The 22,446-nt window shown below is 71.8% G+C and carries 18 protein-coding genes; 12 read left to right on the plus strand and 6 right to left on the minus strand.

Going from position 1 to position 22,446, the window contains the following annotated elements:
• Window positions 1–39: 39 nt before the first annotated feature.
• Window positions 40–1,473: an FGGY-family carbohydrate kinase gene (locus tag ACZ6S0_RS22525; RefSeq protein ID WP_465920816.1), complete on the plus strand. Its 1,434-nt coding sequence runs from the start codon at window positions 40–42 to the stop codon at window positions 1,471–1,473.
• A 108-nt stretch (window positions 1,474–1,581) separates the two neighbouring features.
• Here the strand turns inward: ACZ6S0_RS22525 and ACZ6S0_RS22530 are convergent, their stop codons facing one another.
• On the minus strand, window positions 1,582–2,571 hold the full coding sequence (locus ACZ6S0_RS22530; RefSeq protein ID WP_465920818.1) for a LacI family DNA-binding transcriptional regulator: 990 nt from the start codon (window positions 2,569–2,571) through the stop codon (window positions 1,582–1,584).
• A gap of 323 nt (window positions 2,572–2,894) precedes the next feature.
• On the minus strand, window positions 2,895–3,515 hold the full coding sequence (locus tag ACZ6S0_RS22535) for a TetR/AcrR family transcriptional regulator (RefSeq protein ID WP_465920820.1): 621 nt from the start codon (window positions 3,513–3,515) through the stop codon (window positions 2,895–2,897).
• A gap of 91 nt (window positions 3,516–3,606) precedes the next feature.
• On the opposite strand from ACZ6S0_RS22535, the gene ACZ6S0_RS22540 reads away from it, so the two are divergent.
• Window positions 3,607–4,341, plus strand: a complete 735-nt coding sequence (locus tag ACZ6S0_RS22540) for an SDR family NAD(P)-dependent oxidoreductase (protein WP_465920821.1) — start codon at window positions 3,607–3,609, stop codon at window positions 4,339–4,341.
• A 109-nt stretch (window positions 4,342–4,450) separates the two neighbouring features.
• Here the strand turns inward: ACZ6S0_RS22540 and ACZ6S0_RS22545 are convergent, their stop codons facing one another.
• Window positions 4,451–5,212 (minus strand): DinB family protein, encoded by a 762-nt coding sequence (locus ACZ6S0_RS22545; protein WP_465920823.1) that lies wholly within the window; start codon window positions 5,210–5,212, stop codon window positions 4,451–4,453.
• Window positions 5,213–5,364: 152 nt separating this feature from the next.
• On the opposite strand from ACZ6S0_RS22545, the gene ACZ6S0_RS22550 reads away from it, so the two are divergent.
• Window positions 5,365–6,417: a hypothetical protein gene (locus ACZ6S0_RS22550; protein WP_465920825.1), complete on the plus strand. Its 1,053-nt coding sequence runs from the start codon at window positions 5,365–5,367 to the stop codon at window positions 6,415–6,417.
• Between the two features lie 139 nt (window positions 6,418–6,556).
• Entirely contained in the window at window positions 6,557–8,587 is a 2,031-nt protein-coding gene (locus ACZ6S0_RS22555) for an NHL repeat-containing protein (protein WP_465920828.1), read from the plus strand.
• Here ACZ6S0_RS22555 and ACZ6S0_RS22560 read toward each other — a convergent pair.
• The gene (locus ACZ6S0_RS22560) at window positions 8,566–10,563 is read right to left on the minus strand and encodes a ligand-binding sensor domain-containing protein (RefSeq protein ID WP_465920830.1); all 1,998 of its coding nucleotides are present in this window, start codon (window positions 10,561–10,563) and stop codon (window positions 8,566–8,568) included. The two genes, ACZ6S0_RS22555 and ACZ6S0_RS22560, sit on opposite strands and share 22 nt — an antisense overlap.
• A gap of 239 nt (window positions 10,564–10,802) precedes the next feature.
• Here ACZ6S0_RS22560 and ACZ6S0_RS22565 point away from each other — a divergent pair, with 239 nt between their 5' ends.
• The 3 genes from ACZ6S0_RS22565 to ACZ6S0_RS22575 all read left to right on the plus strand — a co-directional run bounded on the left by ACZ6S0_RS22565 (window position 10,803) and on the right by ACZ6S0_RS22575 (window position 13,888).
• Window positions 10,803–11,687, plus strand: coding sequence for a Gfo/Idh/MocA family protein (locus ACZ6S0_RS22565; protein ID WP_465920831.1), 885 nt, complete (start codon window positions 10,803–10,805; stop codon window positions 11,685–11,687).
• Between the two features lie 78 nt (window positions 11,688–11,765).
• Complete coding sequence (locus tag ACZ6S0_RS22570) at window positions 11,766–12,797, plus strand: NAD-dependent epimerase/dehydratase family protein (protein WP_465920833.1); 1,032 nt, start codon at window positions 11,766–11,768, stop codon at window positions 12,795–12,797.
• A gap of 68 nt (window positions 12,798–12,865) precedes the next feature.
• On the plus strand, window positions 12,866–13,888 hold the full coding sequence (locus ACZ6S0_RS22575; RefSeq protein WP_465920835.1) for a dihydrodipicolinate synthase family protein: 1,023 nt from the start codon (window positions 12,866–12,868) through the stop codon (window positions 13,886–13,888).
• 123 nt (window positions 13,889–14,011) lie between these two features.
• Here the strand turns inward: ACZ6S0_RS22575 and ACZ6S0_RS22580 are convergent, their stop codons facing one another.
• Window positions 14,012–15,217 carry a hypothetical protein gene (locus tag ACZ6S0_RS22580; RefSeq protein ID WP_465920837.1) on the minus strand — a complete coding sequence of 402 codons (1,206 nt, stop codon included), beginning with the start codon at window positions 15,215–15,217 and terminating at the stop codon, window positions 14,012–14,014.
• A gap of 59 nt (window positions 15,218–15,276) precedes the next feature.
• On the opposite strand from ACZ6S0_RS22580, the gene ACZ6S0_RS22585 reads away from it, so the two are divergent.
• From ACZ6S0_RS22585 to ACZ6S0_RS22605, 5 genes are all read left to right on the plus strand, one after another.
• A complete protein-coding gene (locus ACZ6S0_RS22585) occupies window positions 15,277–16,428 on the plus strand; it encodes a DegT/DnrJ/EryC1/StrS family aminotransferase (RefSeq protein ID WP_465920840.1) in 1,152 nt (383 codons plus the stop codon).
• 89 nt (window positions 16,429–16,517) lie between these two features.
• Window positions 16,518–17,765 (plus strand): ABC transporter substrate-binding protein, encoded by a 1,248-nt coding sequence (locus ACZ6S0_RS22590; RefSeq protein WP_465920842.1) that lies wholly within the window; start codon window positions 16,518–16,520, stop codon window positions 17,763–17,765.
• Window positions 17,766–17,785: 20 nt separating this feature from the next.
• Window positions 17,786–18,652, plus strand: a complete 867-nt coding sequence (locus tag ACZ6S0_RS22595) for a carbohydrate ABC transporter permease (protein ID WP_465920843.1) — start codon at window positions 17,786–17,788, stop codon at window positions 18,650–18,652.
• Window positions 18,649–19,515 carry a carbohydrate ABC transporter permease gene (locus tag ACZ6S0_RS22600; protein ID WP_465920844.1) on the plus strand — a complete coding sequence of 289 codons (867 nt, stop codon included), beginning with the start codon at window positions 18,649–18,651 and terminating at the stop codon, window positions 19,513–19,515. Before ACZ6S0_RS22595 ends, ACZ6S0_RS22600 begins: the two co-directional genes overlap by 4 nt.
• Window positions 19,516–19,525: 10 nt before the next feature.
• Window positions 19,526–20,431 (plus strand): dihydrodipicolinate synthase family protein, encoded by a 906-nt coding sequence (locus ACZ6S0_RS22605; protein ID WP_465920846.1) that lies wholly within the window; start codon window positions 19,526–19,528, stop codon window positions 20,429–20,431.
• Between the two features lie 12 nt (window positions 20,432–20,443).
• Here the strand turns inward: ACZ6S0_RS22605 and ACZ6S0_RS22610 are convergent, their stop codons facing one another.
• Window positions 20,444–22,426: a PQQ-binding-like beta-propeller repeat protein gene (locus ACZ6S0_RS22610; RefSeq protein ID WP_465920847.1), complete on the minus strand. Its 1,983-nt coding sequence runs from the start codon at window positions 22,424–22,426 to the stop codon at window positions 20,444–20,446.
• Window positions 22,427–22,446 lie beyond the last annotated feature (20 nt).

Genomic DNA, 22,446 nt, shown 5'->3' on the forward strand with positions numbered 1-22,446 from the left:
CCAGCACGACCCGGCGGGGCGGGGCTGATGTTCCTCGGCGTGGACATCGGGACCTCCAGCTCGAAGGGGGTGCTGGTCGCGCCGGACGGGGTCGTGGTGGCCACCGCCGTACGCGAGCACCGCACCGCCACCCCGCACCCCGGCTGGTTCGAGCACGACGCCCTCGCCGTGTGGTGGGCGGACTTCACCGCCATCGTGGCCGAGCTGGCCCGTCCGGATCTCGCGCCGAGCATCGCCGCGGTCGCAGTGAGCGGCATCGGCCCGTGCCTGCTGCCGTGCACGGACGACGGCACGCCGCTGCGCCCCGCCATCCTGTACGGGGTCGACACCCGCGCCACCGCCGAGATCGCCGCCCAGACCGAACGCTTCGGGGCCGAGGCCGTCCTCGACCGCTGCGGCTCACCGCTCACCTCGCAGGCCGTCGGGCCCAAGCTGGAGTGGCTGCGCGCCAACGAGCCCGAGGTGTGGGCGCGGACCAGGCGCGTGTTCATGGCGCATTCGTGGCTGGTGCACCGGCTGACCGGCGCGTACGTGCTCGACCACCACGCGGCCAGCCAGTGCGCCCCCATGTACGACACCCGCGCCCGGGAGTGGATCACCGACTGGGAGATCGCGCCCGGCCTGGAACTGCCGTCGCTGCTGTGGAGCGGCGAGGTCGCGGGCACCGTCACCGCCTCCGCCGCGGCGGCCACCGGGCTGCCCGCCGGGATCCCCGTGGTTGCGGGCACCATCGACGCCTGGGCCGAGGCACTGAGCGCCGGAGTGCGCTCGCCAGGGGACGTCATGCTCATGTACGGCACCACGATGTTCCTCGTCGAGGTCCTGGCGGAGCGAGCCGTCTCGCCGCGGCTGTGGGGCACGGTGGGGGTGTCGCCGGGGACGTACAACCTGGCGGCCGGGATGGCGACCTCGGGGGCGATCACCGGCTGGCTGCGCGACCTGACGGGAGCCTCCTTCGAGGCTCTCACCGCCGCGGCGGCCCAGGTCGGGCGGGGCGCGGAGGGGCTGCTCATGCTGCCGTACTTCGCGGGGGAGCGTACGCCGCTCTTCGACCCGAAGGCGCGGGGCACGATCGTGGGGCTGACGCTGCGGCACGGGCCCGGCCACCTCTACCGCGCCGCCCTGGAGGCCACGGCGTTCGGCGTCCGGCACAACCTGTCGGCGATGCGCGCGGCGGGCGGGGCCGGGAGCAGGCTGGTGGCGGTCGGCGGCGGCACGCGGGGCGGCCTGTGGACGAAGATCGTCTCGGACGTCCTGCAACAGGAGCAGTACCTGCCCGCGCAGACCGTGGGAGCCGCCTACGGTGACGCGATGCTGGCGGCCGGGGGAGTGGGGTCGCCGGTCGACGGCTGGAACCCGGTCACCTCCGTCGTGTCGCCCGACCCGGCGGCGGCCGAGGAGTACGGGCGGTTGTACGAGCTGTATCTGGACCTCTACCGGTCCACGGCGCACATAGCGCACGCGCTCGCCTGACAAAGGCACAGAAGAGCGCAGAGCCCCAGCAGATGAGTCCTCGAGCGCCAGGACGCGAGCCGGGCGGAGTACGCGGGCCGGGCGTGGGGCCGGGCGTCGGGCTGGGGCTCAGGAGGCGGGGCTGGGGCGGGTGCTGCTCTGCCGGGGGCGTAGCTCGGCGGGGAGGACCACGGTGGCCGGCTTCGCGGACGGGGCGGCGATGCGGTCGACCAGGAGGCGGGCGGCCATGCGGCCCAGTTCGTACGTGGGTTGCGCCACGGTCGTCAGCGACGGGCGTACGAGGTCGGCCCACGGGATCTCGTCGAACCCGACCAGCCCCATCTCCCCGGGCACGTCGATCCCCCGGTCCGCCAGGCACCGCAGCGCCCCCACCGTCATCAGGTTGTTGGCCACGAACACCGCGTCGGGACGCGACGGCGACGCCAGCAGTGACGCCATCGCGTCGTAGCCACCCTGCTCGCGAAAGTCGGTACGCGCTACCACGGGCTCGGCCGTCAGCGCGTCGACGTAGCCGCTCAGGCGCAGGTCGGCGGTGCTCACGCCCTCGGGACCCGTGATGCACGCGACCCGTTCGTAGCCGGACTCCAGCAGGTGCCGGGTGGCGGTGCGGGCGCCCGCCTCGTTGTCGACCACGACGGTGTCGACCGTGCCGCGCGGCAGCACGCGATCGATGGCCACGACCGGGACGGGCGAGTCGAGCAGGGTCTTGGCCGCCTTGGCGCTGCCCGAGGAGGAGATGATCACTCCCGCCATCTGCTCGCTCAGCGCCGCCGTGACGTAGGTCTCCTCCTTGGCCGGGTTCTCGTCGCTGTTGCACAGGACGATCGAGTAGCCGGCCTGCTGGGCGACGTCCTCGATGCCGCGGACGGTCTCGGTGAAGAACGGGTTGCCGATGTCGGAGATGATCACCGCCCAGAGCGTCGTACGGCTGCGCCGCAGGTTGCGCGCCACCGCGTTGGGCCGGTAGTTCAGCTCGCGGACGGCGGTCAGCACCCTGGCCACCATGTCGGGATCGACGGTCCGCTGACCGTTGAGCACGCGGGAGACCGTGGCCGCGGAAACGCCCGCCTCGCGGGCGACGTCGTAGATCGTGGGCATCGCAAGACTTTCTACCATCGGCACGGTCCACTCTGCCCCGCGGGTCCTCGACGCGCGCGGACGCCTCTTCAAGGAATCGATTTCCCTTCAAGATTGTCGTGGCACGTTTCGACAGAATTTGAAGTATGCGCATTGTGATGTGCATTGTCGCGAGGGAAGTCAGGCCCGCGCGGCGGCTCGGCGCGCGGGCCGACTGGCAGTCGCCAGGGACTGGGAAATCGATTACCTATTTGGACAAAGTCCTGAGCATGAGTGGCGAACCTTTCCAGGACGCCGGGCATCGGACACCCCGCGAGCCCGCAAGCCGTCGTCGACCGCCGCTCTCAGCCCGGCCCCGCTCCGGGAGGCGGTGTCGCGGGAGTGGTCTCGGGCTCGGGACGGGCGCGGAGCCCGTCGAGGAAGAGCGTCAGGCAGCGTCGCCAGGTGTCGGGGGCGGTGTCGATCGTCTCCCGGATCACCTGCGAGACCGCCCACACCAGGGTGACCAGATCCTCGGCTTCGAAGTCGGCGCGCAGCCGGCCGGCGCGCTTGGCCCGTTCGAAGATCTCCATGGCCTGCTCGAAGCCGTTCTGGCAGACCCCCGACGCGTCGAGAGCGAGGCGGTACTCCCTGACCACGGCGTCGTTGAGGCCCCGGTCGCGAGCCTGGACCGCGAACAGCCCCGACAGGAACGACTCCAGGCCGTGCCACGGGTCGGCGTCGGCCAGCGCGGACTCGATGACCCGGTCGAGCGCGGCCAGCCGGTCGGGGAAGATCGCCTCGAAGAACGTGTCCCGGGTGGGGAAGTGGTTGTAGAGCGTGCCGATGCTGACCCCGGCCCGGCGTGCGATCTCCTCCAGCGGCGCGTCCAGGCCGCGTTCACCGAACACCTGGGTGGCGGCGGCGAGGAGTTTGTCGCGGTTGCGCGCGGCGTCGGCCCGCAGTGGCTTGGTTCCGGCTCCCATGTGCTCATCTTACGAACTTGAGGACGCTCTCAAGTTTCATGCTAGAGTCCGAGAAAAGTTGAGGGATCCCTCAGATTAAGGAGGTAGTGTCATGTCCGCTGTCGCTGGAACGCGCGGAACCGCCCTGGTCATCGGCGCCGGCCCCGGGCTCGGCATGTCGATCGCGCACCGCTTCGGGCGCGAGGGACACCGGATCGCGCTGGTCTCACGTACCGACACCCGGCACGCCCGCTACCTCGGCGAACTCGCCGAGGCGGGCATCGAGGCCACCGCGTACGCCGCCGACGTGCGCGACCGCGACCGGCTTCTCGCCGTCCTCGACACCGTCGCGGAGCAGAACGGGAGCATCGACGTCGTCTACTACGGCCCCGCCGCACCCGACTTCGGCCCCCGGCCCGGACCCATCGAGAGCATCGACGCCGAGAGCGTACGGGAGGCGATGGAGCTGTTGTACCCGGCCGTCGACGTGGTCCACCGGGTCCTGCCCGGGATGACCGCACGCGGCGCGGGCGGGCTGCTGTTCGCCGGAGGGGTCAGCGCGGTCATGCCCATGCCGTCCCTGGGCGCCCTCGCCGTGCTGTCGGCGGCGCTGCGCAACTACGCGGTGACCCTGCACGCCGCCCTCGCCGGGACCGGCGTCTACGCGGGCACCCTCACCATCGGCGGCCTCATCGAGCGCGGTGACATCCACGCCCTTGTCACCTCCCAGCCCGGCCAGTACGGCGACGTCGCCCACGCGACCCTCAACCCCGACGACCTCGCCGAGGGCGCCTGGGAGCTGTACACCAAGCGCGAGCACCCCGAGCGAACCTTCAGCAGCCTCTGAGCCGACGGGCACGACCTCGGCGCCACCGGGCCGCCCAGGCACGGCAGGCACGGCAGGCGCCGCAGGAGGTGGCCCGGCGGACGCCTCGCCCGGTCCACTGCGGCGGCCGTCAGTCGGGTCGGCGTGGTTCGAGTGCCGCGAGGTCGCGCACCGCGTAGCGGCGGTGTTCGCACTCCTCGTCCATCACCACGCGCAGGCATTCGCCGACCGAGCCCGGCTCCTCAGGATAGCCGGGTGCGGGGGCGCGCGTGCACGTCCGGGCGAGCCCGTTGTCGGTGAGGCCGCCGACGATGCCGCGCACCAGCGCCATCCGCTCGGCCCGCGCCTCCATCACCGCCGCGTACGAGGGGCGGGCGTCGAGGTCGAGGCCGAGTGCCGCCGCGTCCGCGGGCGGATAACCGGTGTGGGTCAGACCGAGCCGGTGGAACGGCGTCGGCTCGTCGAGGATCGTCCGGCTCGCCCAGGCGTCGGTGGCGAAGACCAGGTGGCGAAGCGTCTCGACGAACGACCACTCGCCGTCGACCCGTTCGTGGCGGGCCGCGTCCGGCAGCTTCTCCGCCCGGGCGACCGTTTCCGTCCAGAGCCGTTCGAGAGTGTCCCACATCGCGCGGAAGTCGTCGGCCGTCCGCATCGCACGCAGCCGCACGCGTTCGGGGTGCCGCCGGTCCAGCTCGGCCTCGACGAAGGGGGTGACGTCCACGTCGTTGACCAGGAAGTTACGTACCTCTCCCGACACGTTGACGTCCACGAGCAGGGAGTCGACGATCTTGATCCCGCGCAGGTCGCAGTCGCGGAATTTCGCGGTGGCGAAGGTGGCGCCGGTGAAGCTCGCGCCGCGGAAGGCGTCGGTGTTGTCGTACTGCGTCGTCATTCGCGCCATTGTGCCGGTACCGGCCTGACGGCACAGCTCGCCGCGTCAGGCCGGTACGGCATCCCGCGCCAATTTCGGTATAGACCGAAACGAGCCAAGGCTGGACAATCGCGGGTAGCTCGGCCATCGAACGGAAGTCTTCGGGAGGCCCCATGCGAACCTTTCTCGCCGTCCTTCTCGCCGCACTCGCCGCACTCGCCGCCGTGACCCTGCCCCCACCCGGCGCCGCCTCTTCCCGAGAGGCGGTCGCTGCCCCGGGCGGAAAGGCCAACTACGTGGTGACGCTCGGAAACCTCGCCGCCGCGTCCCGGGAGAACTGGGTGCGCCTGGGCACCTACCGGTTCACCGACGACGGGACCGTGACGGCGAGCACGTACCTGTGGTGGCAGCGCTACCCGGAGGCCCGGCAGGGCACCGGGACCGTCCCCGACTCCAGTTGCTCGACGACGTCCGGATCGTCCACCTCGCGGATACGCACCTGCGAGGTGCTCACCGCCGGCGGATTCACCGGAGCGCCGGACGAGACCCGCACCGGCACCTACAGCCTGGCCGGTGACGTGGTGCGCATCCGTTGGAACATCGCCCAGACCTGGAACGAGGAGTGGTACGTACGGCCGTCCGCCGACGGCGCCCTCGCCCGCCTGGACTTCAAGTACAACACCCTCGCCACCCACGGCTACGGCTACGGCAGCAACGCGGACCTCGGCACCCGCCGGGCGATGAGCACGGTCCAGGCGTTCCCCGGCGTGCTCAAGCAGGACCTGGTGAGCTGGTCGGGCGACAACGTCGGCACCTCCAACGGCCAGACCTTCGCCCACTCGTCCTTCCGCACCTGCGACACCACCACCTGGTGCCTGACGTACGTGCAGCCCTCGTCGGCGGGCGCCTGCCAGGCCGCGGGCGGGTGCCCCAACTACGGCGGGGGCACGGGCCCGAACGTCAGCTCCATCCAGTACTACCTCATGAAGATCACCAACGCCGACCGCCGCGACACCTTGTGGCACTGGTGCACCTGTCTGGCCATGGAACGCGGTGAGTTCTGCCACTCGGGCAACTCCCACGTCAAGCCGCTCATGCAGATCATCGACGACAACGGCGCGTTCCACGGCTGGGTGGGCGCCGAGGCCGCCTTCTACAACTCGGCCTCGGCGGACCCTCGCAGGTCTGACATGATCTCCGTCTTCCGGATCACCGACTTCCGCTGACCCGCCCGGCCCGTCCGGCCCGCCCGGCCGCGCAGGACGCGGGTGGAGACGCCACTTGAGGCTGGAATTCCGGACCCCACCGGAATTCCAGCCTCTATCCCCTTGACGGGAATCTTCCATCGTTCTTAGCTTTTCGGGCATGACCCTTATCAGAAGACTGGCGACCGTCGCTCTCGCGGTCACGCTCGCCTTACCCACGGCCAATGCGGCCGACGCGGCGCCGGGCGAAGCGGCGTCCGCCGGGAAGATCACCGACCTCGGCGTGCCCCTTCAGGACGTCCTGCTCATCGGCGGCGCGGTCGCCCCCGGCCCCGGCGGCAGGACCGTGCTGTGGTCCGCCTCCTCCGGCGCCCCGGCCAGGCTCAACGCCGTGGATCCCGGGACCGGCGCGGAGGTGGCCAGGTTCGACCTGCCGGGAGCCGGCGGCTCGTGGGCCGTGGACGCCACCCCCGACGGCAGCGTGTACGTCGGCAGCTACGGCGACGGCCGCCTCTACCGCTGGACCGAACAGGGCGGCGTCCAGGACCTCGGCCGCCCGATCGCCTCGGAGAACTTCATCTGGAGCGTCGCCCCCGGCGAGGGCGCGACCGTGTACGGCGGGACCTCGCCCGGCGGCAGGCTGTTCGCCTACGACCCGGCGACCGGCGTGCGCGACTACGGCAAGCTGTCACCGTCCCACGCCTACATCCGCAGCGTGTCGGCCGGCGGCGGCAAGATCTACGCCGGCACCGAGGACCCGGCGGCGCTGTTCGAGGTGGACGCCGCCAGCGGGGCCGTGAAGAGCATCCCGCTCCCCACGGGCCTCGACCCGGTCGGCAAGTGGGCCTACGACGTCAACGTGGCGGGCGGCCACCTGTACGTGCGCTTCGGCGGAGCCGGCCCAGGCCCGCTGCACGTCTGGGACATCGCGGCCGGCGCCTGGGCGGGCTCCCTGGACGCCGCGCACGGCCTCGACGTCTCGGCCCCCGACGAGCGGGGAGGCGTCTACCTGGTGAAGTCCGGCGAACTGGTCCGCTACGACCCGGGCACCGGGACCGTCACCGGCACCGGCGTACCGATCACCGGCAGGGTCGCCAACACGCGCGGCATCGGCTGGGCCGAACTCGGCCTGCCCGACTACCCGGGCAGGAGCGTGGTCGGCCTGCTCTGGCGCGGGCTGATGTTCCGCTACAACCCGCAGACCGGGGCCAAGTCGTTCGTCCAGACCGGGGTCAAGGGCGAGCCCATCGACATCACTGCCCTCTCCGAGGGCCCCGACCGGAGGATGTACGCGGGAGGCTTCCTCAACGGCGGTTTCGCCGCCATCGACCCCGAGACGGGCCGGCCGGAGGAGTTCCACACGTTCTCGCAGAGCGAGGGCATGACCAGCCACGACGGCAGGCTCTACGTCGGCGCCTACCCCGAGGCCCGGGTCTACTCCTACGACCCGGAGCTGCCCTGGAACAGCACGGAGTACTCCCCGAGCCCCGAACCGGGCCCGGCCGCCAACCCGGCCAGGCTCTTCGACCTCAGCGCCGACAAGCAGATCAGGCCCAGGGCGATGGTCTCGGCCGGTCGCTACCTCGCTGTGGGCACCATGCCCGACCTCGGCCACCTCGGCGGCGTGCTGGCCGTCTGGGACCCGAGGACCGGCGCGCTCAAGTCGGCGAAGCGCAACGTGGTCACCGACCAGTCGATCGTCTCCCTGGCCTACCGCGACGGCGTCGTCTACGGCGGCACCTCGATCTACAGCGGCCAGAGCGCCACGCCGCCCACCCAGCCGGAGGCCAAGCTGTTCGCCTGGTCGGTACGTGAGAACAGGCTGCTCTGGGAGCTGGTCCCGGCCCCGGGCAAGCCCGCGATCCCCGCCCTGACCTTCGACGACAGGGGCAGGCTCTGGGGCATCGCGGGTGGCGCCGTCTTCGCCGTCGACGTCGGATCGCGCGAGGTCGTCACGACCGTCACGCTGTCGGCGAGCACGAGCGCGAGCGGCAGGCTCGAGTTCAACCGGCGCGACCGCAAGCTCTACGGCGCGCACGCCGGATCCTCGCTCTTCCTGCTCGACCCGAGGTCGCGGCGGCACACCGTACTCAGGGAAGGACCTGTGCACCAACTGGCGGTGCACAGGTCCGGTGACGTGTACTTCGCGGAAGGGGCGACCCTCCTCCGCTATGAGCCGCAGATCCGGTAGGTGTAGAAGTTCTCGTTGCGTGACAGGTAGAGATGTCCGTCCGGCGCCTTCAGCATGAGGGACACCGGGCGGACGATCTGGGTGAACGCGAGGGTGTCCCGGTCGACCCGGTACGCCTTGCCCTGCGCCTTGGCCCAGATCGCGCCCGCGTGGAACTCGATGTTGGTGTCCAGCCAGACCTGCGTCTGGTTCGCCCACGGATAGTCCTGGTGCTTGGCGGTGCGCAGGGTCTGGCCGGTTGCCGGGTCCATCTCGAAGACGGCGTCCGGGGTCATGCCCCACAGCCTGCCCCGGTCGTCGAAGGTGATCGAGCCGAGTGACAGGTCGCCGGGCACGGGCGCGGTCTTCCACTTCACGGCGTCGGTGGCGATGTCGTAGGCGAAGACGTACGCCACGGTGTCCAGCGGCCGGCCGAGACCGCCGAACGCCGAGGTCGCGCCGTACACGACGCCGTCGCGGTAGGCCAGGCCGACGATGGAGTGGCCGGGGATGATGTTGCGCCTGATCACGGTGTCGCCGGTCGCCGGGTCGTACAGGCCGAGCGCGCCCCCGGCGGCGCCGCTCTTGGGTACGGTGCCGAAGGCCAGGTGGTCGCCCGCCGAGACCATGGCGAACGGCCGGTCCTGCTCCTGCTCTGACAGGGTGAGCAGTTGCCTGGGCGCGTCGCCGTCCCACTCGTAGATGCGCGCGCCGGGATAGACGCCCAGGTAGAGCTTGCCCTTGTGGGTGACCATGCCCTCGCTCTGGCCGACGTTGGGCCAGAACTGGGTCTCGCCGGTCGCGGTGTCGTAGGCGGCCAGCCCGCCGGTGAAGAACCCCCCGGCGTAGACCCGCCCGTCGGGGCCGATCCCCATCGACCTGACGCTGACCGGCTGGCCGTTCAGCGTGGTCTCGAACACCTCGCCCTGGCGGGTCCTGCTGGCGTAGTGCCAGATCTTGCCGGTGGAGGCGGTGCCGACCAGGGTGTCGCCGAGCCAGCCGAGCGGGCGGGCCGCGCCGTCGCCGTAGTCGGTGAAGCCGAGCCCGGTCGCCCGGCCCCGAGCGAGGTCGTATCTCGTGAGTTCGTCGCCCTGGAACAGGTAGACGTCATCGCCGCGCGCGCCGCCGCCCAGGGTGAGGCTGTCCACGTCGTCGACGACGTCCTTCCAGCGGCCCGTTCTCAGGTCGTACACGCCCATCGGGTTGGTGGCGGTGGTGGTGACGAAGCGGACGAGCAGGTACCTTCCGACGATGTCCACGTCGTAGGCCCAGCCGTCACCGGCGATCGGCGCGTCGATGACCTTCTTCACCCGGCCTTCCGGAGTGAGCGCGACGACCTTCATGGACGTGGCGCCCATGCCCGCGTAGATCGTGCCGTCCCCGCCGATGGCCAGGTCCCGCACGTACTGTTCGCCGGGCAGCGGGCTGCCCAGGTCGGTGAACCGGCCGCCGGCCACGTCGTAGCGGAACAGCTTGCCGCTCGGAGAGGTTCCGCCGTAGACGGATCTGCCGTCGCGGGAGGCGGCCACCGTCCAGATGAAGGTCTCGCCGGGGATGGCGATGCCCGCCTCGGTCACCGTGTCCGTCTCGGGGACGTAGCGGAACAGGCGGCCCATCGCGCCGGCGGTGGCATTGTAGGAGCCGACGTAGACCGAGTGGTCGGGCGCGACGGTGACCGCCCACGAGCCGAGTGCCAGCGGCAGCGGGCGTTCGGCGACGAGCGAGCCGTCGCGGGCGTCGCGGATGCCGAGCACAGCCGGTCCCGAGGCGCTGGAGGTGACCGAGTAGACGCGGGGACCTCGCCGGTACGTGGGGTCGAGCGCGGTGCCCGCCGTCGTCGCGCCGACGAGTGGCATCGTGCCGAGGTTCTGGAACCCGCAGCCGGTGGGCGGGGCCGCCTGCGCCGCCGCCGAGGCGGGCGAACTCGCCAGTGCGGGGGCCGGGACGAGCGGGACGAGGAGGAGGGCGGCGGCGAACGCCGCGAGTCGGACTTTCACAAAGCCTCCTAGGCAATTAACGGTCCCGACCGTATTTCGGTGATCAGGTTATGGCAAGAGCCGGGGGAGACCCTGCGGCGCGCGGGCGGGCGCTCGCCGGGCCGGACGGGCCGCCGGTGGACGGAAGCCGGTCGGGCTGGACAGGCCGCCGACGGCGGAAGCTGAACGGGCTGGACGGGCCGGACGGGCCGCCGGGCTGCCATGATGGTGCCCATTTCCGTCAGGAAGGGAAGACGATCGTGCGTGTTGCTCTCGCCGGGCTCGCCACCAGCCATCCGTACACCGACGCCCGCACCCTGGCCCGCCACGCCGAGCTGGTGGTGTGGGAGCAGGACCCCGAGCGGCTGCGGCGCTTCACCGAGGAGCACCCCGGGGCGAAGGTGGCCGGCAGCCTCGGCGAGGCGCTGGCCACCGGGCCCGACGGCGTGGTGCTGACCGTGCCCAACCCGCAGGTGCCCGGGGCGCTGGCGCGGGTGCTCGAGACCGGCGTGCCCTGTTTCGTCAACAAGCCGGCCGTCGCCACCAGGGCCCAGCTCGACGCGCTCGACCGGCTGGCGATCCACGAGCGGGTGCTGTCGACCTCGGTGCTGCGTTTCGCGCCCGCCTTCGCCGGCGCCAGGGTCGATCTCGGGGACGTGCTGGCCGTGCGGGCCACCGTACGCCACGACGTGGGCCTGTGGGCCGGCGGCTACAACGCCTGGCAGGACACCCCGGGCGAGGGGGGCGGGACCATGGTGACCATGGGGATCCACGGCGTGGAGCTGCTGGTCGCCCTGCTGGGGCCGGACGTGCGGCTGGTGGGCGCCGCCGGGGCCAGGCGGCACTACCAGGGGCTGCGCTCGGAGGACACCGGTGTGATCGCGCTGCGGTGGGGCAGCGGCGTCGTGGGGACGGTCGAGATCCTCGGCGTCTCGCGGGACGAGTCCTACGGCGTCACCCTGCACGGGCGCGACGGCTCCAGCGCCATCGTGATCGAGAGCGGCGACGACCCGGTCAGGCAGCTCGGGTACGAGGGCACCATCGACGCGTTCCTCTCCATGGTGCGCGGCGCGCCCAGCCCGGTGCGGTGGGAGGAGACCAGGGCCATCCTGGAAGTGCTGGTCCGCGCCCGCGAGAGCGCCTGACCGGGCCGTACCCGTTGACAGCCGAAGTCGGCCCCGGTTACGGTCTGGACCGTAACTGACCGATGGAGGAGAACCCGCGTGCGGACGACAGCGGAACTCGAGGAGCGGCTGGCGCGGCCCAGCGCCGGGCTCGTGGACGATCTGAGCAGGCTCGACGGCGACATCCTGATCCTGGGCGCCGGGGGCAAGCTGGGGCCGAGCCTGGTCCGGCTGGCGCTCAGAGCCAGCGGCGCGGCTTCCGGCGCGGCAGGGCGCCACGAGCGGCGGATCATCGCCGTGTCCCGCTTCTCCGAGCCGGGGCTCGCCGAGGCGCTCGCGGCGGAAGGGGCCACGGTGGTGCCCGCCGACGTGGCCGACGAGCGGGCGCTGCGCGACCTGCCCGACGCCGCGAACGTCGTCTTCCTGGTCGGCGCCAAGTTCGGCACGCAGGGGCGCGAGCACGCCACCTGGTTCACCAACGCCTACCTGCCCGGCCGGGTCGCCGACCGGTTCAGGGACAGCAGGATCGCCGCCCTGTCCACCGGGAACGTCTACCCGCTCGTCCCGGTCACCAGCGGCGGCTGCACCGAGGACGCGCCCGTGGGCCCCGTGGGCGACTACGCGATGAGCTGCCTCGGCCGCGAGCGGGTGCTGACGCACTTCGCCGAGAGGTACGGCACGGCGATGTCGCTGATCCGCCTCAACTACGCGGTCGAGCTGCGCTACGGCGTCCTCGTCGATCTGGCGCAGAAGGTCCTGGCCGGCGAGCCCGTGGACCTTTCGACCGGGCAGGTGAACGTGGTCTGGCAGGGGTACGCCAACGAGGTCACGCTCCGGTCCCTGGCGCTGGCCGCCACGCCGCCGTACGTGCTGAACGTGACGGGCCCCGAGCTGATCTCCGTACGGCAGGCCGCCCAGGCCCTCGGCGCCGCGCTCGGCAAGGAGCCCGTGTTCACCGGTGAGGAGGCGCCGACCGCGCTGCTGTCCAACGCGGGGCGCTGCCACCGGCTGTTCGGCTACCCGGAGCTGACCCCGGCCGAGCTGATCGAGCACACCGCGCGCTGGGTCGCGGGCGGCGGGCCGCTGCTCGGCAAGCCCACCAAGTTCGAGCGCCGCGACGGGCGCTTCTGACCCGCATGCCATCAACCTCAAAGGGGGACCTTCACGTGCTCAGCACGGCTCCAGAGGCGCAGACGTCTGTGCACGATCTGTTCAGGCGCGGCCTCGTGATCCCGGCGCACCCGCTCGCGCTCACCGAGGACAGAAAGCTGGACGAACGCCGCCAGCGGGCGCTGACCCGCTACTACGTCGAGGCCGGGGCGGGCGGCCTGGCGGTGGGGGTGCACACCACGCAGTTCGCCATCCACGGCACCGGCCTGCTGCCGCCCGTGCTCGAACTGGCGGCGCGGACCGCCGGGGAGTTCGAGCGCGAGGTGGTGCTGGTGGCCGGGGCGACCGGGCCCACCGCGCAGGCCGTGGCGGAGGCCGAGCTGGCCAGGCTGCACGGGTACCACATGGTGCTGCTCAGCCCGCACCGCGACCTCGACGAGAACGCGCTCATCGACCGGGCCAGGGCGGTGGGCGAGGTGCTGCCGGTGATCGGCTTCTATCTGCAGCCCGCGGTGGGCGGACGTCCCCTGTCCAGAAATTTCTGGACGCGTCTGGCTGCGGTGGAGTCCGTGGTCGGCATCAAGGTCGCCCCTTTCGACCGGTACCGGACGCTGGACGTCCTGCACGGCGTCGTACGGGCCGGGCGGGCCGGGGAGGTGGCCCTCTACACGGGCAACGACGACCACATCCTGGCCGACCTCGTCACCGGGCACCGGGTGGTGGTCGACGGGCGCGAGGTCGAGGTCGAGTTCGTCGGCGGGCTGCTCGGCCAGTGGGCCGTGTGGGTGCGGCGGGCCGTGGAACTGCTGGAGGAGGCCAAGCTCGCGCAGGGCGGCGACGACGCGGCGGTGCGGCGGCTGCTCACCCTCGACGGCCACCTGACCGACGCGAACGCCGCCATCTTCGACTCGGCCAACGGCTTCCGCGGCTGCATCCCGGGCATCCACGAGGTGCTGCGCCGTCAGGGGCTGCTGGAGGGACGCTGGTGCCTCGACCCGGACGAGGACCTGTCGCCGGGGCAGTTGGCGGAGATCGACCGGATCTGGGCCGCGTACCCGTGGCTCAGGGACGACGAGTTCGTCACCGATGGCCTGAGCCGCTGGCTGTCCTGAGCGATGAGCTGCTCCGGCCCCGCACCGGCCCGCCCCGCGCCACCGGCGGGGCGGTCAGGCGGTCCGTGGGGTCCGGGCGGTTCGTGGGCTTCGCGGTGGGGTTCGTGGTGGGCTTCATGGGGTTCAGAGGGTGAGGCGGTAGAGGGTCAGGGGGCGTCCGCTGGAGCCGCTGGTGAGGTTGCCCGTCCGCTCCGCCAGGCCCGCCAGCTCCAGGCGGTGGAGCATGCGGCGGGCCGTGCGCTGCTGGACGGCGAGCCGGTCGGCGATCTCGCGGGTGGTCAGCGGCTCGTTCCCCGCGGCGGCCCGCGCCTCCATGAGCTTCTCCAGCGTGGGCACCGACAGCCCGACCCGCCGGGCGATGACCGACAGGTTCTTGTCGCCCGCGGGCACGATCGGCGCCGACTCCAGGACGATGTCCGTGTCCACGCGCAGCGACAGGACCGCGGCGACCTCGCCGAGCCGCCGCGCCCTGGCCAGCGCGCGGCGGGCCAGGCTCTCCGCCTCCGCCGCGCTGCGGCCCAGGCCGAAACCGACGCGGACCACGTCGTTCTCGGCGGCCAGGCGGGCCAGCATGGGCAGCCCCGTGAAGCCGCCCGTGGCGTCGTGCAGCGGCCCTCGGGTCGTCACCAGCAGGTGCGTGCCGCCGCGGAAGGCCGCCAGCGTGCCGCCGAGCGCCGTCGCCTCGCGCAGCAGCCCCTCCTCGTTGGCCACCTCGATGAGCCCGAGCGCGATCTGCGCGTCCTCCTGCACCTGCCCCTCGGCGGTCAGCATGAGCTGGCGCAGCGCCGCGCGTACGGAGTGCACGGACGGCACCAGGCGCAGCACGTGCAACTCGTCACGCAGGGCCTCGTGCACGGAGCTGAGGCAGGTGATCACCGGGTGCGCGGGCCCCTTGCGGTGGAAGGCGATCGCCCGCTTGGAGGTCATCTCCGGCCGGTAGGGAAGCGTGCGCACCCCGCCGGTCGGCAGCCCGGCCTCGGCGAACGTCGCGTTGACGTCGGCGGCCGACAGCGTGTCGATCGACAGCCGGGTGATCTCCTGGCCCTGGTGCTGGAGGCGTACCAGGGCGTTGAGCAGTGTCGCGCCGAAGTAGTCGACGAACGCGGCCGGACGGGTGAGCGCCTCGGCGTCGCGGGAGAGCATGTACGGCACTATGCCGGTGAACAGCCACCCCTCGACGGCGGCGGCGTGCGCCTCGACGATCGCGGGCGCCTGCGACTCGTGGTCGTAGTCGAGGCGCAGCGTGCTGACGCCGGGCTGCTCCTCGCAGACGGCCGCGACGTCGTCGACCAGGTCATGCGGGCCGACGACACCGATGACGATTCCCACCCACGCCTCCCTCTTGCTCGTTTCGGTCTAGACCGCAATCATAACTTGTGAGGTGCCCCGTGAAGTTCCCGTCCATGGCCGAGAGCGACGGCCGTACGCTCGGCGACGAGGAGGTGGCCGCCGTCGAGCGGGTGATCCGCTCGGGCATGCTCAACTCCGTGTGGGGGACCGAGGCGCGCGCGCTGGAGCGCGAGATCGCGCACGTGTACGGCACCCGCCACGCGATCACCTGCAGCTCCGGCACCGCGGCCCTCCACTTGGCGGTCGTCGCGGCGGCGCCGGACCCTGGGGACGAGATCATCACGACACCGATCACGGACTTCGGGACTGTGGCCCCCATCTTGGCGCAAAACGCGGTCCCAATCTTCGCCGACGTCGATCCCTCCGACGGCAATCTCGACCCGGAGGCGGTGGCGGCGCGCATCGGCCCCCGTACGAAGGCGATCATGGCGGTGCACCTGTTCGGCGCGCCCGCCAGGATCGACGAGCTGCGCGCGCTCGCCGACGAGCGCGGCCTGGCGCTGATCGAGGACTGCGCGCAGGCGTGGCTGACCGGGCTCCCCGGCGGCCGGCTCGCGGGGACCGTGGGCCAGGTGGGCTGCCTCAGCCTGCAGCAGTGGAAGCACATCACCTGCGGGGACGGCGGGGTGGCGATCACCGACGACGACGAGCTGGCCAGGAGGATGCGGCTCTTCTCCGACAAGGGATGGGACCGCGCGGCGGGGCGGTCGCACGCCGCCTTCGGGCTCAACTACCGCATGACCGAGCTGCAGGCCGCCGTGGCCCGCGCCCAGTTCGCCAAGCTGCCCGGGGTGGTCGCCGCCCGCCGCCGCACCGCCGTACGGCTGCTCGAAGCCCTCGGGGACCTGCCGGGGATCCGGCTGCCGCGCCCCGGCGGCCACGCCTGGTGGCTCTTCCCCGTCGTGTGCCCGGACGGCGACGCGCCCGAGCGGGCCGCGCACCTGGCGGCGGCCGGGATCCCCGCACGGGCCGGTTACCTCGCCGAGCCGCTGAACAGGGCGCCGGTGTGGGACGGGGCCATCTACGGCGCCGCCCGCTACCCCCTCGACGGCTACCGGCCGAATCCGTGCCCGCGGGCCGAGGAACTGGTGGACCGTACGCTGCTGGTCATCGACTGGAACGAGAACTACACCCCGGAGCACGTGGAGCTGATCGCCCATGAAATGTCGAAATTTCGGGCTCGTCCGTAGTTACGGTCATGTATCAAGCATTGACCCCACCAAGAGCCGCTCACTAGGTTTCGGTCAGGACCGGTATTAGTTTGGAAAGGAAGCCGCCGATGAAAAAGGCAGCGGCAGTCGGCGTCGTGGCCGCCCTGAGCCTCGCGGCCACCGGGTGCGGATCATCCGGCAGCGGCTCGGACCGGAGCACGGTGACCCTGTGGATGTATCCCGTGATCGCGGACCAGGCGAAGAGCCAGGCGTTCTGGGGCAAGGTCGAGAAGGACTTCGAGACCGCGAACCCCACGATCGACGTCAAGATCGACCAACAGCCCTGGGAGGGACGGCAGGAGAAGGTCACCACCGCGCTGGTCTCGAAGACGGGCTTCGACCTCGTCGTGCTCGGTCCGGACCAGCTCCCGCAGTACGCCCAGCAGGGCACGATCGAGGCGGTCGACGACGTCGTCGCCCCCGCCAAGGCCGCCTACCTGCCCAACTCGCTGTCCGCCCTCAGCATCGACGGCAAGCTCTACGGCGTCCCCGTCTACCAGACGATCACCGCCCCCATCTACAACAAGAAGCTGTTCGCGGAGGCGGGCGTCGCCAAGGCCCCAGAGACGCTGGCCGAGCTGAAGGCGGCCGCGCCCAAGCTGGCCGCCAAGAAGGTCGCCGTGCTCGACTACCCCGGCAAGCCCGAGGTCAGCCTCAACCAGAGCTTCTACCCGATTCTGTGGGCCAACGGCGGCAGCGTCTTCGCCGCCGACGGCAAGTCGGTCGCGTTCAACGGCCCTGAGGGCGTGGAGAGCCTCCAGCTCCTGCTCGACCTGAAGGCCGCGGGCGGCCTGCCGGAGAACACCGCCAGCAAGGGCAACGACATCGAGGGCGGCCCGCTGGCGGCCGGCAAGACGGCCATGTACCACGCGGCGACGGCGCTGCAGGCCGACCAGCTCGGCACCGCCATCGGCGCCGAGAACGTCGGCATCGGCCTGCCCCTGGAGGCCAGCAAGCGGGTCGCGTTCGGCATCCCCGGCGCGCTGGTGCTGGCCAGGCACAGCGAGAACAAGGACGCCGCCAAGAAGCTCGCCACCTACCTGGCCTCGCCCGAGGTCTCCGCCGAGCTGGCGAAGGAGTCGGGGTTCTTCCCCGCGCGCACCGACGTGACCGTGCCCGGCCAGTCGGAGTCGTCCAAGGAGTTCGCCAAGTCCCTGCAGTACGCCTTCCCCGGCGACACCCACCCGAAGGCCCGCCAGGTGATGGGCGTGCTCGCCCCGCACATCCAGGCGGCGCTGCTCGGCAAGGAGGACGCCAGGACCGCGCTCGACGCGGCCGCCAAGGAGGCCGACCAGTTGCTCACCAGCGGCGGCTGAGCGAGGAAAGGAAACACCTGGTGCGTCAACGCTTGCGTGACCCGGTCACCGGCCTGCTGTTCGTGCTGCCCGTGCTCGTGCTGTTCCTGACCTTCCGGATCTTCCCGTCGCTGGCGGCGGCGGGGATGAGCCTGACGAACTGGAACATCGGCGGCGACTGGGAGCTGATCGGCGCGGACAACTACGCCCGGCTGCTCGACGACGTGAACTTCTGGTTGAGCCTGCGGGTCACGCTCGTCTACGTGGCGGTCTACGTGCCGCTCACCCTGCTCGTGGCGCTCGGCACGGCGTTGCTGCTCAACCAGGTCGTCTTCATGCGCGGGCTGTTCCGCGGGATGCTCTTCCTCCCGTACGTGACCAGCTTCGTGCTGGCGGGCATCATCTGGCGCTGGATCTACGAGTTCGACGGGCTGATCAACGGCCTGCTGGCCAAGGCCGACCTCGGCCCGGTGGCGTTCCTGGAGGAGTCGGCGGTGGTCCTGCCCGCGCTGGCCGTGGTGTCGGTGTGGAAGGGCTTCGGCTACTCGATGCTGATCCTGCTGGCCGGGCTGAAGTCGATCCCCGCCTCCTACCTCGAGGCGGCCAGGGTCGACGGGGCGAGCGCGTGGCAGCGCTTCCGCAGGATCACGCTGCCGCTGCTCAAGCCCACGATCTTCTTCGTGGTGGTGATCGAGACGATCAGCGGGTTCCAGACCTTCGACACCGTCTACGTGATGACCGGCGGCGGCCCGGCCAGGGCCACCTACACGCTCATCTACGGCATCTACGACCATGGCTTCAGGTCCTTCGACTTCGGCTACGCCGCCACCTGGGGCATGGTGCTGTTCGCGATCGTGCTGGTCGTGTCACTGATCCAGCGCCGCTTCCTGGATCGGGGCAACACATGACGATCACCGCGTCCCGCGCCGTCACCGGGGCCGAGCCCGCCCGCGCGGCCCGCCGCCCCTGGTGGCGGGGAAGGTGGCCGCTGGCGGCCCTGCTCGCCCTGCTCTCGGTGCTGACCGTCAGCCCGTTCGTGGCGATGGTCATCGTGGCGCTGTCGCCCGCGGGCCGGCCGACCGTGCCGGGGCAGTGGCCCGAGTCGCTCACGCTGGACAACATCACGCGGGTGCTGGAGTCGTCCGGGTTCGTCGCCTGGACGGTCAACTCGCTGGTCTACGCCGTGGTCTCCGTGGTGGTCATCCTGCTCACCGCGTCCATGGCCGGGTACGCCTTCGCCAAGAAGCGCTTCCCCGGCAGGGAGGCGATGTTCTGGACGTTCCTCGCGACCATGATGGTGCCGTTCCAGGCCACGCTCATCCCGACGTTCGTGCTGGTCAACAGCCTGAACGGGGTGGACACGTTCTGGGGGCTGATCGTGCCGACGCTGGCGAACTCGCAGGCCGTCTTCCTGATGCGGCAGTTCATCCTGGGGCTGCCGGACGAGCTGTTCGACGCGGCCAAGGTGGACGGGGCCTCCGAGTGGCGGGTCTACTGGACGATCGTGCTGCCGCTGACCAGGCCGATCCTGGCCACGCTCGGCGTGTTCGTGTTCCTGTGGCACTGGAACGACTTCCTGTGGCCGCTGGTCGTCGGGCAGAGCGACGCCACCCGCACGCTGACCGTGGGCCTGACCACGCTGCGTACCGAGGAGATGCAGTTGTCGGTGCTCATGGCGTCGGCGGCCGTGTCGGTGGTGCCGTGCCTGCTGGTGTTCTTCCTGCTGCAGCGGTACCTGGTGAACAGCATCGCGATGACCGGACTGAAATAAGCTCTCTCGGGTGGATATCTCGGCACAGAACCTCCGGGACCGGCTGCGGGGCGCGCTGATCGCCGCCGCGGCCACCCCCATGACGGCGTCCGGCGAGGTGGACCTCGACCTGGTCTCGCGTTACCTCGCCGGCCTGGTGGCCGACGGCGCGACCGGCCTGGCCGTGCTCGCCCACACCGGGCGCGGCCCGTATCTCACGCGGGAGGTGCGCGCCGCCGTCGTCGAGCGCGCCGTCGCCCTGGGCGTCCCGGTGCTGGTCGGCGTGGGCGGCGGCGCGGAGGCCGCCGGTGCGGCGGAGCAGGCGCGGGTGGCGGCCGGCCTGGGGGCGGACGGCGTGCTGGTGTTCCCGTCGGACGGCGACCGGGTGGCGCTGCACGAGGAGGTGTGGCGGGCGGCCCGCCTGCCGATGATCGCCTTCGACCTCTACACCAGCCCATGCCCTCCCGGGGCGATGCGCGAGATCCTGGAGCACCCCGGCGTGGCCGGTCTCAAGACGGCCCTGCTGTCGGACGCGATGGGCTGCCAGCGCGCGATCGCCCTGGCCAGGGAGGCGGGCAGGCTGGCGATCACCGGTGAGGACCGCATGTTCGGCCCGTCGCTGCTGTGGGGCGCGGAAGCGGCCCTGGTCGGGATCGCGGCGGCGAGCGTGGGCGTGACGGCCGCCGTGCTGGAGGCGTTCGAGGGGGCCGACCTGCGCGCGTTCGAGGCGGCGTCGGGGCGGCTCGACCGGCTGGCGCGGGCCACGTTCACCGAGCCCATGGAGGGCTACGTGCAGCGCATGCTCTGGCTGGCCGCGGCCGAGGGCCGGGTCCCCGAGTCGCACGCGCGAGACCCGTACGGCCCGCCCCTCCCGGAGGAGGAGCGGGCCGCGGTGGTTCTCGCCGGGGCCGTCGCCCCGATCACAGCGCCCCGATGACGGTGGTGCGGCTTATCGGCCGTCGATGGCGACGCGGACGAGGTCGCGTCCGCGCACCGCGTACAGCGCCCGCCCCGAGGGGTCGAGCGCCAGCTTCGGCTCGCCCCCGAACCACTGCCCGGCCAGCCCGGAGACGATCGGTTCGGCCGTGAACGCGGCCAGGTCGATCTTGTAGATCCGGTCGCCGTCCGTGCAGTACGCGACCCGGCCGGTGACGAACAGCTCCCCGCCCTTCGACCCGACCGCGAGCGTCCGGGTGACCTTCCTGCGCCGGAGATCGAACTCGAACACCTCACCCGTGTTCGCCAGGCCGTAGAGGAAGGTCCTGCCGAAGGACAGCGAGGAGATCTGGCGGACGCCGGGCATCGGCTCCACCTGCCAGAGCAGCCTCCGCCCGACCAGGTCGAACGCGGCCAGGCGGGCGGTCGTCGTGACCGGCGGCAGGCCGAGGCCCTCCTGGGTGTGGGTGCCGAGGTAGGCGACGCCGCGCCGGGCGGCGACCGAGTAGACGCTCTGGCGCTCCACCACCGGCCGGTACGTCGCGTACTCGCCGGTTCGGGGTGAGTAGAGGGAGAGCGCGCCGTTCATATGGCCTGGCTCCGGCTGGGTGGGCATCACGATCAGGCCCGTGCTGTCGTCGTGGGCCAGGTCCCGCGGGCGGTCCTGCTGGTTGCCGGTACGGGCGACCAGGTCGGCCTCGGCCGCGCCCGCGCGGTGCGCGTACAGGGCGGCCTGGGTGTAGACGCCCAGGTACGTGGTGCCGCCGACGGTGAGCAGGGTCTTCGGCTCGCCCGCGATGCCGAGCCTGGTGACCTCGCCGGTGGCGACGTCGTGCACGTCGGCGCCGCCCTTGCCGCCGACGTAGACGCGCCTGCCGTCGGAGTGCACCGACATCGGCTCCTCCGGGGCCGTCCTGAAGCCGCGCTGCACCAGGTTGAGGTAGTCGAGCGAGCCGGTCGCCGGGTCGTGGACGAAGACCGCGCTGTCCTGGACGCCGTAGATCCGGCCCTCGTGGGCCAGCAGTCGGTGGGTGGCCGCCTCGAAGTACGGGACGCCCAGTACCTCCAGCTTCCCCGAGGCCAGGTCGTAGCGGTAGAACGTGCCCGAGGGGCGGCCCGCGAAGTAGACGTGGCCGTCGTGGATCAGCACCGAGACGATGTACTTCTCGCCCGGGGCGGTGGCCTTGACGAGCCGGTGGCCGTGCGGCGCGGCCTTCTCCAGCACGAGCAGTTCGGCCTGCGAGTTCAGGCCGCAGGCCAGGTGGGTGTCCGACATGCTCATGCTGGCGACCCAGTCGCGGTCGGCCAGGGAAGCGGGGAGCAGCTCGCGCTTCTCGCCGGTCACGCGGTCGATCGCGATCAGGTGGGCGTTGGCGCCGACGCCCGCGTAGACGTGGGTCTCGTCGGCCTGGATGCTGCGGACGTACGCCTCGCCGGGGGCGGGCTCGCCCAGGTCGCGGCTCGTGCCGGTGGCGGGGTCGTACTCCCAGACGCGGCCCGGCTCCGAGGTGCCCAGGTAGACCTTGCCGTCGGGGGAGGAGGCCATGGTCCAGATGTAGCGGTCGGGGTACTCGGCGACCTTGGTGACCTGGTTCGTGGTGGTGTCGAGCCGGTACAGGTCGGATCTGGCGTGGGTGCCGATGTAGACGTCGGTGCCCGTCCGGCACATCGCCCAGATGCCGACGCCCGTCGGGATGTCGAAATGGGCCGTGACCGAATCCTGGGTGAGGTCGTACGCGCCGACCACGTTGGGCGAGAGGCCGCGCGAGCCCGCGTAGAGCACGCCGCCGACGAACTCGCCGTTGCCGAGCGGGCTGGCGACGCTCGCCGGGCCCAGGTCGGTGACGGTGCCTTCCGGCTGCGACGGTGCGGTCTGCTGGGCGGTCTGCTGGGTGGTCTGGCGGGTGCGGGCGCGGGCTTGGGCGGGCTGGGCCGTGAGGGTCGCGGCGGCCGTGGTCGCGGCGGCCGCGAGGAGGAATCGACGGCGGGGGATCATGCGCGGGACTCCCTTGTGAA

This window comes from Nonomuraea sp. NPDC051298, from assembly GCF_055586305.1.